Origin of the sequence: Aliisedimentitalea sp. MJ-SS2 (assembly GCF_032586155.1) — a bacterium.
Taxonomy (GTDB): Bacteria; Pseudomonadota; Alphaproteobacteria; order Rhodobacterales; family Rhodobacteraceae; genus JAWHTC01.
Genome location: NZ_JAWHTC010000003.1, coordinates 257,468 through 273,095, shown reverse-complemented (window position 1 = coordinate 273,095; position 15,628 = coordinate 257,468). Strand labels below are relative to the sequence as shown.

The 15,628-nt window shown below is 60.1% G+C and carries 16 protein-coding genes; 5 read left to right on the top strand and 11 right to left on the bottom strand.

Annotation, left to right across the window (positions count from 1 at the left end; translation table 11 throughout):
• Positions 1-4 precede the first annotated feature (4 nt).
• The 5 genes from uvrC to RXV86_RS13870 all read right to left on the bottom strand — a co-directional run bounded on the left by uvrC (position 5) and on the right by RXV86_RS13870 (position 4,897).
• Entirely contained in the window at positions 5-1,891 is a 1,887-nt protein-coding gene (uvrC, locus tag RXV86_RS13890; RefSeq protein ID WP_316301086.1) for an excinuclease ABC subunit UvrC, read from the bottom strand.
• 304 nt (positions 1,892-2,195) lie between these two features.
• Positions 2,196-2,978 carry an SDR family oxidoreductase gene (locus tag RXV86_RS13885; RefSeq protein WP_316300841.1) on the bottom strand — a complete coding sequence of 261 codons (783 nt, stop codon included), beginning with the start codon at positions 2,976-2,978 and terminating at the stop codon, positions 2,196-2,198.
• Positions 2,975-3,934, bottom strand: a complete 960-nt coding sequence (locus RXV86_RS13880; RefSeq protein WP_316300840.1) for a calcium/sodium antiporter — start codon at positions 3,932-3,934, stop codon at positions 2,975-2,977. The genes RXV86_RS13885 and RXV86_RS13880 overlap by 4 nt, the downstream gene beginning before the upstream one ends.
• A 3-nt stretch (positions 3,935-3,937) precedes the next feature.
• Complete coding sequence (locus tag RXV86_RS13875; RefSeq protein WP_316300839.1) at positions 3,938-4,102, bottom strand: hypothetical protein; 165 nt, start codon at positions 4,100-4,102, stop codon at positions 3,938-3,940.
• 3 nt (positions 4,103-4,105) lie between these two features.
• Positions 4,106-4,897 carry a S49 family peptidase gene (locus RXV86_RS13870; protein WP_316300838.1) on the bottom strand — a complete coding sequence of 264 codons (792 nt, stop codon included), beginning with the start codon at positions 4,895-4,897 and terminating at the stop codon, positions 4,106-4,108.
• A 565-nt stretch (positions 4,898-5,462) separates the two neighbouring features.
• Between RXV86_RS13870 and RXV86_RS13865 the strand changes: the two genes are divergently transcribed.
• Positions 5,463-6,377 (top strand): hypothetical protein, encoded by a 915-nt coding sequence (locus tag RXV86_RS13865; protein WP_316300837.1) that lies wholly within the window; start codon positions 5,463-5,465, stop codon positions 6,375-6,377.
• Positions 6,378-6,504: 127 nt separating this feature from the next.
• Here RXV86_RS13865 and RXV86_RS13860 read toward each other — a convergent pair whose 3' ends face one another.
• Entirely contained in the window at positions 6,505-7,266 is a 762-nt protein-coding gene (locus tag RXV86_RS13860; protein ID WP_316300836.1) for an ABC transporter permease, read from the bottom strand.
• Entirely contained in the window at positions 7,263-8,216 is a 954-nt protein-coding gene (locus tag RXV86_RS13855) for an ABC transporter ATP-binding protein (RefSeq protein WP_316300835.1), read from the bottom strand. Before RXV86_RS13855 ends, RXV86_RS13860 begins: the two co-directional genes overlap by 4 nt.
• Positions 8,217-8,351: 135 nt before the next feature.
• Between RXV86_RS13855 and RXV86_RS13850 the strand changes: the two genes are divergently transcribed.
• Entirely contained in the window at positions 8,352-9,332 is a 981-nt protein-coding gene (locus tag RXV86_RS13850) for a DMT family transporter (protein WP_316300834.1), read from the top strand.
• 2 nt (positions 9,333-9,334) lie between these two features.
• Here the strand turns inward: RXV86_RS13850 and RXV86_RS13845 are convergent, their stop codons facing one another.
• Both RXV86_RS13845 and RXV86_RS13840 read right to left on the bottom strand, forming a co-directional pair.
• Entirely contained in the window at positions 9,335-9,751 is a 417-nt protein-coding gene (locus tag RXV86_RS13845) for a VOC family protein (protein WP_316300833.1), read from the bottom strand.
• A 184-nt stretch (positions 9,752-9,935) separates the two neighbouring features.
• The gene (locus RXV86_RS13840) at positions 9,936-10,829 is read right to left on the bottom strand and encodes a LysR family transcriptional regulator (RefSeq protein ID WP_316300832.1); all 894 of its coding nucleotides are present in this window, start codon (positions 10,827-10,829) and stop codon (positions 9,936-9,938) included.
• A gap of 92 nt (positions 10,830-10,921) precedes the next feature.
• On the opposite strand from RXV86_RS13840, the gene RXV86_RS13835 reads away from it, so the two are divergent.
• Entirely contained in the window at positions 10,922-11,563 is a 642-nt protein-coding gene (locus RXV86_RS13835) for a class I SAM-dependent methyltransferase (RefSeq protein ID WP_316300831.1), read from the top strand.
• Positions 11,564-11,803: 240 nt separating this feature from the next.
• Here RXV86_RS13835 and RXV86_RS13830 read toward each other — a convergent pair whose 3' ends face one another.
• Complete coding sequence (locus RXV86_RS13830; protein ID WP_316300829.1) at positions 11,804-12,661, bottom strand: crotonase/enoyl-CoA hydratase family protein; 858 nt, start codon at positions 12,659-12,661, stop codon at positions 11,804-11,806.
• A gap of 150 nt (positions 12,662-12,811) precedes the next feature.
• Between RXV86_RS13830 and RXV86_RS13825 the strand changes: the two genes are divergently transcribed.
• Positions 12,812-13,531, top strand: a complete 720-nt coding sequence (locus RXV86_RS13825) for a hypothetical protein (RefSeq protein ID WP_316300827.1) — start codon at positions 12,812-12,814, stop codon at positions 13,529-13,531.
• Here the strand turns inward: RXV86_RS13825 and RXV86_RS13820 are convergent.
• The gene (locus RXV86_RS13820) at positions 13,503-14,210 is read right to left on the bottom strand and encodes a hypothetical protein (RefSeq protein ID WP_316300825.1); all 708 of its coding nucleotides are present in this window, start codon (positions 14,208-14,210) and stop codon (positions 13,503-13,505) included. The two genes, RXV86_RS13825 and RXV86_RS13820, sit on opposite strands and share 29 nt — an antisense overlap.
• A 234-nt stretch (positions 14,211-14,444) precedes the next feature.
• Here RXV86_RS13820 and RXV86_RS13815 point away from each other — a divergent pair, with 234 nt between their 5' ends.
• Complete coding sequence (locus tag RXV86_RS13815) at positions 14,445-15,557, top strand: alcohol dehydrogenase family protein (RefSeq protein WP_316300823.1); 1,113 nt, start codon at positions 14,445-14,447, stop codon at positions 15,555-15,557.
• Positions 15,558-15,628 lie beyond the last annotated feature (71 nt).

Genomic DNA, 15,628 nt, shown 5'->3' with positions numbered 1-15,628 from the left:
CGCATCAGCCATTTTCGTGAAAGAAATCGTAGATCGTTTCAGCAAGGTTGTCCGAGACGCCATCAACCGCCTTGAGATCGGCCAGGGCGGCACGGCTTACAGCCTTGGCGCTGCCGAAATGGGCCAATAGCGCGCGTTTACGGGTGGCCCCCACTCCGGGAACGTCATCCAGGGGCGTGGCTCCGATAGCCTTGGCGCGTTTGGCGCGGTGCGTCCCAATGGCAAAACGGTGCGCCTCGTCCCGAAGGCGCTGAATGAAATAGAGCACCGGGTCGTTGTGGCGCAGCGCAAAGGGGCGCGCGCCCTGGCGGTGGAATTCTTCTTTCCCGGCGTCGCGGTCGATGCCCTTGGCGACACCGACCATGGGGATATCAGAGACGCCTATTTCCGCCATGATAGACGCAACGGCCGAGACTTGCCCTGCCCCGCCATCGATCAGCAGCAGGTCCGGCCAATGGCCCTCGGCCCGATCAGGGTCTTCCTTCAACAGCCGTTTGAAGCGGCGTTTCAACACCTCTTTCATCATGCCGAAGTCATCGCCCGGAGTGAGATCGTCCCCACGGATGTTGAATTTGCGATACTGGTTCTTCATCAGCCCATCGGGGCCGGCGACGATCATTGCACCCACCGCATGGGCCCCCTGAATATGAGAGTTGTCGTAGACCTCGATCCGACCCGGCGGGGCATCAAGCGAAAACGCATCAGCCAGCCCCTTGAGCAGTTTTGCCTGGGTCGCGGTCTCGGCCATCTTGCGGGCCAGGCTTTCGCGGGCGTTACGCTCGGCACCCGAGACCAGCTCGGCCTTTTCACCGCGTTGGGGAACAAGGAGCTCAACCTTGCGTCCGGCCTTCTCGGACAGGGCCTGCGTCATCAGGTCGGCGTTTTCGATCGCGTGGGACAGGAGCAATTGCTTGGGCGGCTCCTTGGTGGCGTAAAACTGGCCGATGAAAGCTTCAAGGACTTCCGCCTCGTCGATCTCGGCTGATCCGACCCGGGGATAGAAATCGCGATTGCCCCAGTTCTGATTGGCGCGAATGAAAAAGACCTGCACACAGGCCTGACCGTTTTCCAGGTGCAGGGCGATGACATCGGCCTCTGAGGTTGAGCGCGGGTTGATGCCCTGGGCCGTCTGAACTTGCGTCAGGGCTTTGATCCGGTCGCGCAAGGCCGCGGCTTTTTCGAATTCCAGCGCGTCGCTGGCCGCCTGCATGTCAGTGGCCAGCTTTTCCTGGATCTCGGTCGAGCGGCCGGAAAGATAGCGTTCGGCGTCGCGTACCGCCTCAGCGTAATCCTCTTCGCTGATCTTGCCGACACAGGGGGCGGTGCAGCGCTTGATTTGGAATTGCAGGCAGGGGCGCGTGCGGGATTCAAACATCGCGTCCGAGCAGTTGCGCAGCAGGAAAACGCGCTGCAATTGCGCCAATGACCGGTTCACCGCCCCGGCGCTGGCGAAGGGGCCATAGTAGCTACCCTTTTCCTTGCGGGCGCCGCGGTGCTTCTTGATCATTGGGAACGGGTGGTCGGTGACAAGAATGTTGGGAAAGCTCTTGTCGTCGCGCAAAAGCACGTTGTAGCGCGGCTTCAGTTGCTTGATCAGGTTCTGTTCCAGCAGCAGCGCCTCGGTTTCCGTCCGCGTGGTCAGGAACATCATCGAGGCAGTTTCCCGGATCATCCGGGCGATGCGGGCTGAATGGCCGGTCGGGCGGGAGTAATTCGACACCCGCGCGCGCAGGTTGCGGGCCTTGCCAACATATAGCACCCGGGCCTGGGCATCGAGCATCCGGTAGACCCCGGGCGATGCATCGAGCGTCTTGAGGTAGCCGGCGATAACCTGATGCCCGGTGGGAAGCTCCACCTTACCTTGGGTCAGCTTTTCGGGATCGTCCTGCATCATTGCCCCGGTTCTTGATTCTTTGCGGCGTGCTGCAATGTTACCAACCCCGGGGCAAGAGAAAAGGCATCCACGATTCTTGTGGATAACTCTGGGTGTATCTTGTCAGCGGGCCCGATTTTCCCTTGTTTTTGGCCCGTTTCGCTGAATTGCCTAATTTTTAGGCAGTTTCTCAAGCCCCTGAAAACAAAGGTTTCTTTTTTACACACCGGCCAAAATATTGAAAACATTAAAGATTTTGTAACGCTTTGGTGACGAGTTCCGCCAAGGTGCACAACTTGTCGCAGAGGGAAAGACCCGGGTGTCACTCTGGCCCAAGAATGTCGGGGGTTTTCCAACCCAGGTGCTGCCCTCCATCAACGCAAAGAAGCTGTCCCGTCACGGCCGGGGCGTCGATAAAATAGGCCAGCGCGGCAGTGATGTCAGCGGGGTTGGAACCGCGCTGTAAAACCGTGTTGGCGCGCTGGCGGACGAAATGCGCCTCGCTTTGCCGTGCACCGATCAGGGTCGGGCCGGGACCGATGGCGTTGACCCGAACATTGGGGGCCAGCGATTGCGCAGCCGTCTGGGTCAGGGCCCACAGCCCCATCTTTGCGATGGTGTAGGAGGCGAATTCGGGCGTCAGCTTGCGCACGCGCTGGTCGACCATGTTGATGATCAGAGCCCGCGCGATCGGTTCACCGCTCTCGTCAGTCCCGGCCTGCGGCGCCTGTGCGGCAAATTGCTGTGACAGGACAAATGGCGCGCGCAGGTTCGATTCCATATGCCGGTCCCAGCTGGCCCGAGTGCCGGTCTGCAGAGTGTCATACTCAAAGATAGAGGCGTTGTTGATCAGGCAGGTGAGCGGTTGTCCCAGCGCCGCGCTGGCCTCGCCCACCAGCGGCGTGACCTGCGCCTCATCCAGCAGGTCGGCCTGCAACGCGACCGCCCGGACACCCTGCTCCCGCAGTTCCTCCACAAGGGCGGCGGCCTTGTCGGCGTTTGAATGATAATGCACCGCCACGGCCATGCCCCGCGCCGCCAGCGCCCGCGCCATCGCTGCGCCCAGCCGGTCAGCCCCACCGGTAATGAGTGCCGCACCGCTCATCCCAGCACCACAATGATATAGGTGACGTAGAACACGCTCAGGCTCACCCCCCAGATGCGGGTGATGTCACGTTTGAAGAACACGAAAGGGATCAGCAAAGCAGACGCAGCCAGCATGACCCACAAGTCAAAGCGCAGGAAGGATGCGTCGACCGGGATGTCGCCGATCAGAGCGGTGATGCCGATAATGGCCAGCAGGTTGAACATGTTCGAGCCGATCACGTTACCAAGCGCCACGTCGGCCTGCTGACGGATAGCTGCCATCACCGTGGTGGCCAGTTCGGGCAAGGACGTGCCGACCGCCACCAGGGTCAGGCCGATGACCACCTCGGAGACACCGAACATGCGCGCGATATTGATCGAGCTATCGACCAGAAGATCCGCGCCCAGCGGCAAGCCCACCAGCCCCAGCACCAGGAAAACGACGATTTTCCACCAGGGCATGTCGGGGTCAGCGCCTTCGACCTCTTCTTCCTCGTCCAGGTCGACTGAAAGCCCCGCCATTTCCCTGCGGTGGCGGCGGGCATGCAGAAAACTATCGCCCAGAACAAAGGTCAGCGCCGCCAAAAGAACCAAACCGGCAGGCCAGTCGAACACCCCGCGAAACGCCAGAGCGATGAACAGAAGCGACGCAAACATCATGTAAAGATAGGTCTTGCGGGTCTCGCATTCGGAGCTGTGCAGCGTGGCAAGCAGCGCCGGCACCCCCAAAACCATCAGGATATTGGCGGTATTCGACCCTACCACGTTGCCCATGGCGATGCCCGGCGCGTTGTCGGCCAGAGCCCTGATCGCGATCAGAAGCTCGGGCGCCGAAGTGCCGAAGGCGACGATGGTCAGCGACACGATCAGAGCTGGAACGCCCAAGCGCAGCGACATGTTGACCGCCCCGCGCACAAGGCTGTCCCCCGCCAGAAGCAGGATCACGAGGCCGAGCGTGGCGTAAATCCAGTCCATCGCCTAGCCCTTCTTGTCACAATTACAAGGGCCGCGTCCGATACGGAACTTGCCGCATTTCGGGCAACGCTTGTCGGCCAGCTTTTTCGCGCCCGGCACGCGCAGTTTGCCAAACATGCCCAACACGGCGATGAAGACAAGGAACAGGACGACGATCTTGGCCAGCATGGATCAGAGACCGTAACGGGACAACAGCGCCCGCTCCTCTATCGCTGCCATCGCGTCTCCCGCCAGTTGCATGCCAAAGCGGCTGGCCCAGGGTTTACGACGGCCATAGGGGATCAATTGCACGTCATCGCCATATAGTTCTTTCAGCTTCGGCTCCAGATGTCCGATACCGTCGATCAGACCTAGCTCCAGCCCGCGCCCGGCCAGCCAGAACTCACCGGTGAACACATCCTCATCCGCCAGACGGTCGCCGCGGCCGGTTTTCACGTGGTCAATGAAGACCGCGTGCATTTGCTCGAGGATCGCCTTCAGCCGCGCCACATCCTCGGACTGTTCCGGCTTGAACATGTCGAGCTGCGACTTGGCGGTGCCAGCGGTGTAGATGCGCCGTTCAATGCCGTGCTTGGCGATGAAGTCATGCGCGCCAAAGCCACCCGATATCACTCCGATCGAGCCGATAATCGACGCCGGATCGGCGAAGATGTCATCTGCAGCGCAAGCCAGCCAATACCCCCCCGAGGCCGCGACATCCTCGACAAAGGCATGAACCGGGATCTCCTTTTCTTCCGCCAACCGCCGGATGCGGCCAGCGATCCGCGCGCTTTGCACCGGTGAACCGCCGGGCGAGTTGATCAGCAGCGCCACGGCGGTGGGTTTGCCGCGTTTGAAGGCCTTCTCGATAACTGGCGCGAGCGCCTCGTCATTGAGCGGCATCCGACCGGTACCTATGGCACCCTGGAGCCGGATCACCGCCACGCGCGGCGGAGATTTCACGAAAGGGATGAAGCGTTTCATGAAAGCCCATGTAGAGACCGGCGCCTTCGGAGACAAGAAGCCGCCCCTCCCCGTCCTTTCATCTTGCCAAAAATACTCGAAAATCCGGGCAAAAAAGTCACGACCCGGTCCCAATTGTCACCCGTTGCGCCCCTTCAGCTCCAGCAGGGACCGCTTGTTGTACTCGGCGCGCCCGCAAAACCGACCAGGGCCTCTTTCGGTTGCCGGGCAACGGGCACGTGTAAATCCATTGATTTCGAATGCTCTTGAAACCGCCGCCGACTGGCCAAGTTCGAAACAGCTTCCAGAAATGCAGGAGTCTGTTCGCAGCAAGAGTTTTCGGGATTTCGCAATGGCCACCGACGCAACGGCCATCCTGCCTCAACAACCAACCACATCTACCAAGTCCAGGCCTCAATGCCCCGCGCGGGCTCGGCCGAAGGAAACAGTTTGTTTCCGTAAACCCTTATAATACGCCACATTTCCGCCAATATTGTGTCTTCTTTATGTCATTGATGCGACCAGGCTGTGGAGCAATGTCCGAATTCAGCGGCCTGAGAAATTACTGTGCCCGAAGGAGATTTCGATGCCTGTTTATGAAAAGGTCTTTACGTATGAAATGGAAGGGCTGTCCTACACGGTCAGTCTGTATGAAGAAAATGGCACGATCCGTGCAGATATCACGGTCATCGAAGGTGCCATGGATGTGAACGCCGTCTATTTCGGCGACGACGACTTTTCCGGCGAAAGTGCAATGCTGGCTGGCCCGCTCAACATGAATGGTGTCCGCCTCTACGACGGAGAAGTCCAGTGGGACGACGCCGCGCGGCTCAGCGACCCGGGGCTTGGTCCGGATGGAGCAGACAAGGAAACCTATATCTCGGCCGGTGACACATTGACGATCGAGCTGGATGTCGCAAGCATAGACGATGTCGATGTTTTCGGCATCCGCGCCACGTCGACGACAACCGACGATGGATCCATCAAGGCTGTCTCTGACGACCCCGAAGAACCGGAAGACCCTGAAGATCCGGTTTTCGACAAGGTTGGCTTCGGCGTTGAAATCGGTGCTAACGGCGGTATCGAAAATGGCGTTTTCGTATTCGAGGACGACCTGCCCGAAGACGAAGAGGGGACGTTCGAAAACTACGTGAACTTCTACGTGGACACGTACGGCGCAGACCCGGAATATGCCCTGTCCGAGGTTGAATCGGTCATCTTCTATGAACTGGTCCCGGGTATCGACGAAAGCGGCAATCCCATCGAAATCCCGCAGGAACTGTTCCGTATCGATGCACCTGACGGCGGCTTCCAGAGCCCTGAAGAGCTGATTGCGGCTTATGATGAGGCGATTGCAAACGGCGCGCTTGACGACGCCAGCACCGGCGATGACGGCGGTCTGGAGTTGATTGCTGCGCTGAGCCTCGGCGAAACGGAAGCCGAGACGGAAACTCCGCCGGAACCGGACCTTTTGCTGGAAGACGAACTCGTCGCGATTTGAGCGAAACTCGTCGGGCGGTACCGTGCCCGACCTTGCCCTGCCCCGCCCGTTTCATGATTGAAGCGGGCGGTGTTTTTTTTGGCACGCCAAAGCCAGGACCGGCAATTGTTGCTGACCGGATCGGACGCTAGGGTTTGATACGGTAGCCCGATTTGAAAATCCACCAGATCACGCCGAGGCAAACCACGGTAAAGCCGCCTATCGCCAGAAGCGAGACCAGCACTGGCACGTCGCCTGCCCCAAAGAACGCCCAGCGGAAACCCGAAATCAGGTAAACCACCGGGTTGAAGAAGGAGATGGTCTGCCAGACCGGCGGCAGCATCGAGATCGAGTAGAACGCCCCGCCAAGGAACACCAGCGGCGTGACCACAAGCAGCGGGATCAGCTGGAGCTGTTCGAAATTCTGCGCCCAGATGCCGATGATGAAGCCGAAAAGCGCAAAACTGGTGCAGGTCAGGATCATGAAGGCCAGCATGGCAACCGGCGCCTGGATGGTCACATCGACAAAGAAGGTCGCGGTGCCTAGGATCACCAGGCCGATAAACAGCGCCTTAGTCGCCGCCGCGCCGACATAGCCGAGCACGATCTCCAAGAAACTGACCGGGGCCGAAAGCACCTCGTAGATGGTGCCGATGAAGCGCGGGAAATAGATGCCGAAGGATGCGTTGGAAATTGCCTGGGTCATAACGGACAGCATGATCAGCCCGGGCACGATGAAGGCGCCGTAGGAGACGCCTTCAACTTCTTGAATCCGGCTCCCGATAGCGGTGCCGAAGACCACAAAATAGAGCGAGGTCGACAGGATCGGCGAGATGAAGCTTTGCACGAAAGTGCGGAAAAAGCGTGTCATTTCAGATGTGTATATCGCCCAGAAGCCGTGCCAATTCATGCCGCATCCTCCTTTTGACCATCACGCACAAGGTCAACGAATATTTCCTCGAGGCTGGATTGGCGGGTTTCAAGATCAGCAAGGAGCAGCCCGGCACTGGCGATGTCCTGCAGCAGGCGGGTGATGCCGGTGCTCTCGCGTCGTGTATCGTAGTGATAGGTCAGGGTCATGCCATCCGCGGACCGTTCCAAGTCGTACTCGGCAAGTGTTTCAGGCACAGCCGCGCAGGGTGCGCGCAGGGCAATGCGCAATTCCTTGCGCCCCATGCGCGAGATCAGCGCGTGTTTTTCCTCGACCAAAAGCAGTCGGCCCTTGTTGATCACGCCGATCCGGTCGGCGATGGCCTCGGCTTCTTCGATGTAATGGGTGGTCAGGATGATGGTGACGCCGGATTTCTTCAGATCAGCCACGATCTCCCACATGTCGCGGCGCAACTCGACGTCGACCCCGGCGGTAGGCTCATCAAGGAACAAAACCTTTGGGTCATGCGCCAGCGCCTTGGCGATCAGAACGCGGCGTTTCATGCCACCGGAAAGTTCGTTGATCCGGGCCCGACGTTTGTCCCAGAGCGACAGGCGGCGCAGAATCTCATCGAGCTTGGCGTCGTCACGTTTCAATCCAAAAAGGCCACGGGTGAAGCTGACCGAATCCCAGACCCGGGTGAAGGGTTCCAGGCTGATTTCCTGGGGCACCAGCCCGATCAAATGGCGCGCGGCGCGGTAGTCGGCGATGATGTCATGACCCGAGACGGTGGCGGTGCCACCCGAAGGTGAAACCAGACCGCAGAGCATTGATATCAGGGTTGTTTTTCCGGCGCCATTGGGCCCCAGAAGAGCCAGTATCTCACCCTTGTCGATCCGCAGGTCAAGCGGTTCGAGAGCGGTAGGGCCGTTGTCGTAGGTCTTGGTCAGACCACGGATATCTACGATCGGGCGGGTGGGGGCTTGCATGGGTGCGCTCCTGTTCAGCCGGGCGAGCCTAGCGGCTTTCCGGAAAGAGGCAAATGGGCGATGTCGTGTTTCATGTCGCAAAGCGGCTATCGCTGCCTTGGCCCGCGTGATAGCGCCGGGGAGAGAGGATACCGAATGCAAACGCAGGCCCAGAACAACCCCGCCGCGGGGATCGGTTTCATTGTCGGCGCAATGGCGGCGATTTCGATCAACGACATGCTGGTCAAGCAACTGTCGGGCGGCTATCCGCTGCATGAAATCGTGCTAATCCGTTCGGCGATCGGGATCATGTTCTCATTGATCTTCGTGCAACTGGAAGGCGGCTGGCATATCCTGAAGACCCGCACGCCGGGGCTGCATGCGCTGCGTGGCATCGTCATCGTGATTTCGAACCTCACCTTTTTCACCGCGCTGGCGGTAATCCCGCTGGCCGATGCCACGGCGCTGTTTTTCGTAGCGCCCCTTATGATCACGTTGATGTCGATCCCGATCCTTGGCGAAAAGGTCGGGCCGCTGCGCCTCGGAGCGGTGATCGTCGGTTTCCTGGGCGTGCTGCTGATGATGCAGCCCTGGGCCGGTGAAGCCCCGGGCGGGGTGAGCCGCTGGGTGCTGGCGCTGCCGGTGATCGCGGCGGCGTGTTATGCACTCAACCAGGTTCTGACCCGGAAACTGGGGGTCGCGAGCAAGGCCTCGGCCATGGCGGTCTATATCCAGGGCATGTTCATCATCGTGTCGCTGCTGGTCTGGCTGGTGGCGGGGGATGGACGGTTTGCCGATGTGACTGAGAACGAGAGCCTGCGGTTCCTGCTGCGACCCTGGGTGATCCCGGAAGGGATCGACCGCTGGCTGCTATTGGGACTGGGGATGAACTCGGCGGTGATCGGCTACGCGATTTCCCAAGCCTACCGCATGGCCAATGCTGCCACGGTGGCACCGTTCGAATATGTCGGATTGCCGATGGCGATCCTGTGGGGCTGGCTCATCTGGAATGAATTACCCGGGCTTTGGGTTTGGGTCGGCACGGTGCTGATCGTCGGCGCCGGGCTGTTCGTGTTCTTCCGCGAAAGGGCCAAGGCGCGGCCGATGATCCGGCGGCGGGTCCATCGGCGGTATTGACGTTAGTCGTCTCGCCCGGGTTCGCCTGGATCGCTGGAGAACATCGCGATCTTGTTGCCTTGAGGGTCGCGCAGGTACCCGACAAAGAAATGCGGACCATAAATGTCGCGAAAGCCTGGCTGGCCTTCGTCGGAACCGCCTGCGTCAAGCGCGGCGGCATGAAGGTCACGAACCTGTTTTTGATTGCGCGCCTCGAATGCAACCATGGAACCGTTGCCAGCCGAGGCCGGGTGTCCGTCGAAGGTTGGTTTGACGTAAAAATCGGGCAAAACAGGAGATTGGCCAAGCTGTACGGGCAGCGTGTAACTTAGACCAGCAGGCCCCTCCTCCAACTCGTAACCAAGAGCTGGCAGGAACGCGCAGTAAAACCGTTTCGCACGCGCGATGTCATCTGCGCCGACTGTGACATAGGCAATCATGCTTCGTGTTTCTTTCCAGTTTCCTTCCAGTGGTTTGGACATTCAAACCAGAGTGCTGCGTTGTTGTAGGCCAACACGGAACTCGGTTCAATTAGCCCCCCATGACCACCCCCATTGCCAGCATCGGGGCAATTGCCGCGAACGCTCACGTCGTCCCACCGCAGTTGCATTGATGTGTCAGCGACTACGGCTTTTGCGAAAGCATATCCGCCAGCATGTCGTAAACCAGCCGGATTCGCGCGGCGCTGTGCAATTCCCGGTGCGTCACCAACCAGATCGGAAATGTGATCGGCTCCATCTCGGGCAACAGGCGCTCCATGTCCGGCGTTTGCCCTGCCACCTCGTCAGACATGGCGATGATGCCCAACCCCTGGCAGGCCATTTCCCATGCGACATTGCCATTGGCCGAACTGACGCGGAATTGTTCGTCCGTCACCGTGATGCCGATCGCGTCAAGATGGGCGATATACTGGGCATTATCGCCCATGCCGATGAAATCGTGCCGGGAGAGGTCGGCCTTGGTTCGGGGGAGGCCATTGCGGGCGATATAGCCGGCGGAAGCGTAGAAATGCGCCGTGGCCTCGCGTACCAATCTGGCGATCAGATCAGGCTCTGTCGGCCGCAGGTGGCGAATGGCGATATCGGCCTCGCGGCGCAGGATATCGCGAATGTCATTGGTAGCGACCACCTCGAGTTCCAGCCGGGGCGCAACCTCGCGCAGGCGCGACAGGACCGGCGGCAGGAAATGGGCCGAGAACATGTCCGACGCGGTGAGGGTGATCTTTCCCTCGATGGCCTGGGCCTGCCCGGCCGCCGCCAACGAAACCCGTGCGGCGGCCTCGCCCATGGCGCGGGCATGGGGCAGGAGTTCGCGCCCCGACAGGGTCAGGACCAATCCGCGCCCGACCCGTTCGAAGAGCGCCACACCTAGGGCCTCTTCCAGCGCCGTGACCTGGCGGCCAAGGGTAGGCTGCGTCAGGCCAAGCACCCGCGCGGCAGCGGACAGAGAACCCTCTTCGGCGGTGGCCAGAAAGCCCCGCAGCTGGTTCCAATCGAAATCCATGGCATCCCAGTTCATGCGATTTCGTATAGCAGCCCTGCGGATTTTGGCAATTCCACGAGTTCTACGCATAGGTTAGCCTTGTGGTAAGGCAAACAAGGACAACCGCCATGAGCACCATGAAAGATCTCCAGTTCTGGGACCGGATCGCTAGTAAATACGCCAAGGGCCCGATCCGGGACGAGGCCGCCTATCAGCAGACGCTTGACCGGACGCGGGCCAACTTCAAGCCGACTGACCGGGTGCTGGAGATTGGGTGTGGGACCGGGACGACGGCGATCAAGCTGGCCCCCGATGCCGAGGGAATTCTCGGCACCGACCTCGCGCCGGCGATGATCGGGATTGCCCGGCAGCGGGCGCTGGAGGCGGGGGCTGAGAACGTGACGTTTTCCGTGGCACCGGTCGAAGACCTGCCCGAGGGGCCATTTGACGTGGTGATGGGGTTCAACTTGTTGCACCTGCTGCGGGATTTGAATGGCAGCCTTGCGGATATTTCCGCGCGGCTACGCCCCGGAGGACTGTTCATTTCCAAGACGGTCTGCATGACCGGAACCGGAGTGCCGCTTTGGATGCGCGGCCTTTTACTGGTGCTGCCGGTGATGCAATTGATCGGCAAAGCGCCCTATTTCCGCAAGATCAGCGTACGGGCATTGGAAGAGGCGATCACGCGCGCCGGGCTGGAGATTGTCGAGACCGGGAATTACCCGGACAAGCCGCCGCGCCGCTTTATCGTCGCGCGCAAGCCGGGATAACCGGCCAGGCGCTACGCATTCAAAGGAACGGGTAATCAAGGCGCGTTCGCGAGATTTCAGCTATGGCTTGAAGCAGGCTTTCGAATTGCATGCGCAAACCGACAAGGTGCAAAATGCATGGCATTTTGTCTCCCGACCTTCGGCTGGAGGACACCCTCACCAGATCCCTGAGATATTTTTTGGTCAGATGAAAGGGCCGGAAGTTTTTTGGTGCAGGTCCGGTTCAGGCCAAAACCAACGTCACCGGTTCGTTTTTGGCAGGGGCTCGTTCGCTGTCCAGTCCCAGGTTCCGCTGTCGCGTTCCTCCACCGCCTGTTTCCAGCCGACCTCTTCGGCGCGGGTCTTGAAGTTGATGCCTTCGGGCGAATGCCGTGTGATGCCGTCAAACACGGTGGCCAGCCGTTGGGTGGCGTTCACCGTGGCCTCCATCGGCTGGTTGATCATCATCTTCTGCATCGCCAGCTGATTGACCGGCACCGAGGCCATCCGCGCTGCCATCTCCTCGACCGCGTCGTCCAGCTGATCATCCGGCACGGCCTTCAGAACCAGCCCCATCTCGGCCGCCTCGCGGCCGGTGATCTTGTCACCAGTGAACAGCATCCGCTTGGCGCGCTCCGGGCCGAGGCGATAAACCCACATCGCCGTGGTCGGGCAGCCCCAGACCCGCGTCGGCATGTAACCGATCCGGGCGTCCTCGCCCATGATCACCATGTCGGAACACAGCGCAATGTCCGAGCCACCCGCCACCGCGAACCCGTGCACCTTGCACAGCACCGGTTTGAGCGCGCGAAAGAGCGACATGAAATGTTGCGTATTGGCCCACATGAAACGGTAATCCTTGATCGGATCCCACGGCATCGGCTGGGTCACCTCGCCCGCGCCATTGCCCTCGGCGTAATAGGTCAGGTCATAACCGGCACAGAACGCCTTGCCGGCGCCGGACAGAAGCATCACATGCACACCGTCATCGGCATCGGCCCGGGCCACGGCGGCGCTGAGTTGACGCGGAACGTCATCGTCGATGGCGTTCATTACCTCCGGCCGGTTCAGTGTGATCCGGGCAATCCGCCCGTCCTTTTCATAAGTCACCTTGGGCATGGCGTCCTCCCTGCATTGTCTGGACGAAAGAAGACCAGCGACCGCAGGCGCTGGCAAGCCAAATGCACGCAGCGTCACCGAGAGGATAAACTTTGAGTTGATCATCAATTGTGGATTGATAATCTACACATGTGAATTGGGAGAATCGGTATGAATGAATTGGGCAAGCTCGTCACCAGATTTTGCGAGCAATATTTCAACGGATTGAAACCGGCCTGCGACGCGGCCGGGCTGAAATACACGACCCTGCATGCGCAGATCGCCCATGAACGTGAAATTCCCTTTTCCACCGTCGAACGGCTGACCAGCGCCGCGGGCGTTTCGCTGGAAGTGTTCCGTCGCGACCGGGCCGAGATCGGGGTCGCGGCCATCGACGTGTCGGACACGTTGCACAAGCGTGCCGCGGCGGCTTATTCCCAAGCGTTGCGTGACGTTCAGACCGAGATGCGCCGAAACGGCACCGACATCATCTGTGACGATGTTCTGAACTGGCTGCACCGCAATGGCGGGCGGCTGACCGATTTCGATGCCCTGCGCGAGCGCGTCGACCTGTTTCACAAGTACGATCCGAACGACAACATCATGCGCCCGCATCACATCGGTGCCTCCAGCCTTGTGGCCAAGTGTTTCGACATCAGCGACCTTGGCGAATACACCCCCAAGATCGGTCAACTGGGCCGCACGGTCATCGACAATTCGATCGCGTCACACCTGCGTGTTCAGAAAACTCAGCAATACCAGGTCGAGGACATCCGCCTGCAGGGCAAGGTCGACAGCTCGAAATACGACATCGAGTACCGCCGCATCATGGCGCCGGTCACGACGATGGACGGCTCCGAGTTCACCCTTGTTTTCGCGCAGCCGCTTTAAGGCGTTTTTCTTTCAGACGTCGGCAAGCATTGACCAGAACATAACGCAGGTAGCGACCATCCGTCGCCAGCAGAACATGTGAATTCAACCTTCCGTCGGGCACGGGTTCGCGCCAGCGCAGAACCCCGGGTATCGACACCATGAACCCGTATAGCCACGAAAACCGCTGATGCTCCTCGGGTACGATGGCATAGATCCAGTCGAGGTTGCGCCATTTCACGGCACAAAGCCCCTGATGTACCCGCATGAAGGCCTCGAGCAGCTTGAGATTGCCGCGGTGTTCACGGGCAAACTCCAACTCGCCGATATAGACGATGTTGCCGCCGATCATTTCTGTCGCCGGTTCTGCCACCTCGGCGATGGGGTTATCGTCACGGTCATATTGCGTACGTGAGGTGCGGCACAGATAGGAAGCAAAGCTTTCCCGGCCCAGCGGTTCATATTTCGCTCCGATCCCGCCAACGACCTGCCCGTCCTTGAACAGGAACAGCCAGAACGCGGTTTCTTCGGTGAAATCGTTGCGCTGAATCGACATCATCGGCGTGGCCTTCTTGCGCCCCGTCTGGGGCACAAGCCGCATGATCTTTTCGAAATCTGACGTCGCCTCGACCTCATAGCCGAGCCGCTCGATCTCTTCAAAGAACGGCGCCACCGATTGGATGATGTCCTGCTCTCGCATTTTGCCTGTCTGCCGCCTTGCGTGCTTTTGGTCACGCTGTTTTACAACTGTCTACCCGCGCGGGTAGAATCGCGCAAGCGGCGGCGTGGATGACACACGCAATGGTGGCACGGAAGACTCAGTTCCCTGACGCGTGCGACCCGGCGGGTTGACGCAATAACTGTGTTCGCATCCACCGGTACCGGTTAGGATGCTTTCGCGTTGTGCATAATCCCTAATAGCGGCAGAGACCCCATGAACGATCAGACTGGCAATTCCCCCGGCGACACGATGATGGCCGTCGTCACCACCGGCAATGGCGGTTATGACAAGCTGGATTACCGGCCCGTTCCGGTACCGGCACCCGGCCCGGGCGAGGTCCTGTTGCGGGTATTAGCGGCCGGGGTCAACAATACCGAGATCAACACCCGGCTGGGGTGGTATTCGTCAAGCGTCACGACCGACACCAGCGCGACAGCCGTGAGCCAGGCAGAAGAGGCCGAGCACAAGGCCGATGGCGGCTGGAACGAGGCGACGCCCTTTCCGCTGATCCAGGGAACCGATTGCTGTGGCCGCGTGGTGGGTGCGGGCGATGGGGTTGAGCCTGCATTGACGGGCAAACGTGTGCTGGTGCGGGCCTGCATGCGGCCCAATGGTTATGATGTGATGGACAATATCTGGATGGCCTCGGATTTCGACGGGGCCTTTGCGGAATATGTCAAAGTGCCCGCAAGCGAGGTCTTCGCGGTCGACTGCGACTGGAGCGATGAGGAGCTGGCAACGATCCCCTGCGCCTATGGCACGTCCGAGAACATGCTGCACCGCGCCGGTGTCGGGGCAGGCGACTTGGTGCTTGTCACCGGCGCATCGGGCGGGGTCGGCTCTGCCACCGTGCAACTGGCGAAACGGCGCGGTGCCAGGGTGGCGGCGGTGACCGGCAAGGCCAAGATGGAGCAGGTGCGGGCCCTCGGTGCGGATGTCATCATCGAACGCGGTCAAGACCCGGTTGAGATCCTGGGAGAAAACTGCGTCGACGTGGTGGTCGACAATGTCGCCGGGCCGGGATTTCCTGTGATGCTGAAGGTTCTAAAGCGCGGCGGGCGTTACGTGTCGAGCGGCGCGATTGCCGGGCCGATTGTCGAACTGGACATGCGCGACATGTATCTCAAGGACATCACGCTGATTGGCTGCACCGCCTGGGATGCACCGGTCTTTCCCGATCTGGTCGGCTATATCGAGCGCGGTGAAATCCGGCCGTTGTTGGCCAAGGTCTTTGCATTAAAGGATATTGCACGAGCACAGGCCGAGTTCCTCGAGAAAACCCATTTCGGCAATTTCGTCCTGGTCCCGCCACAAGAGCAGGATTGAGCTGAGCCGATACGGGGCCTGCAGCAGGTGGTACGGTCGGATATTGTACGCCGATCGGGTTTTGGCCCGAA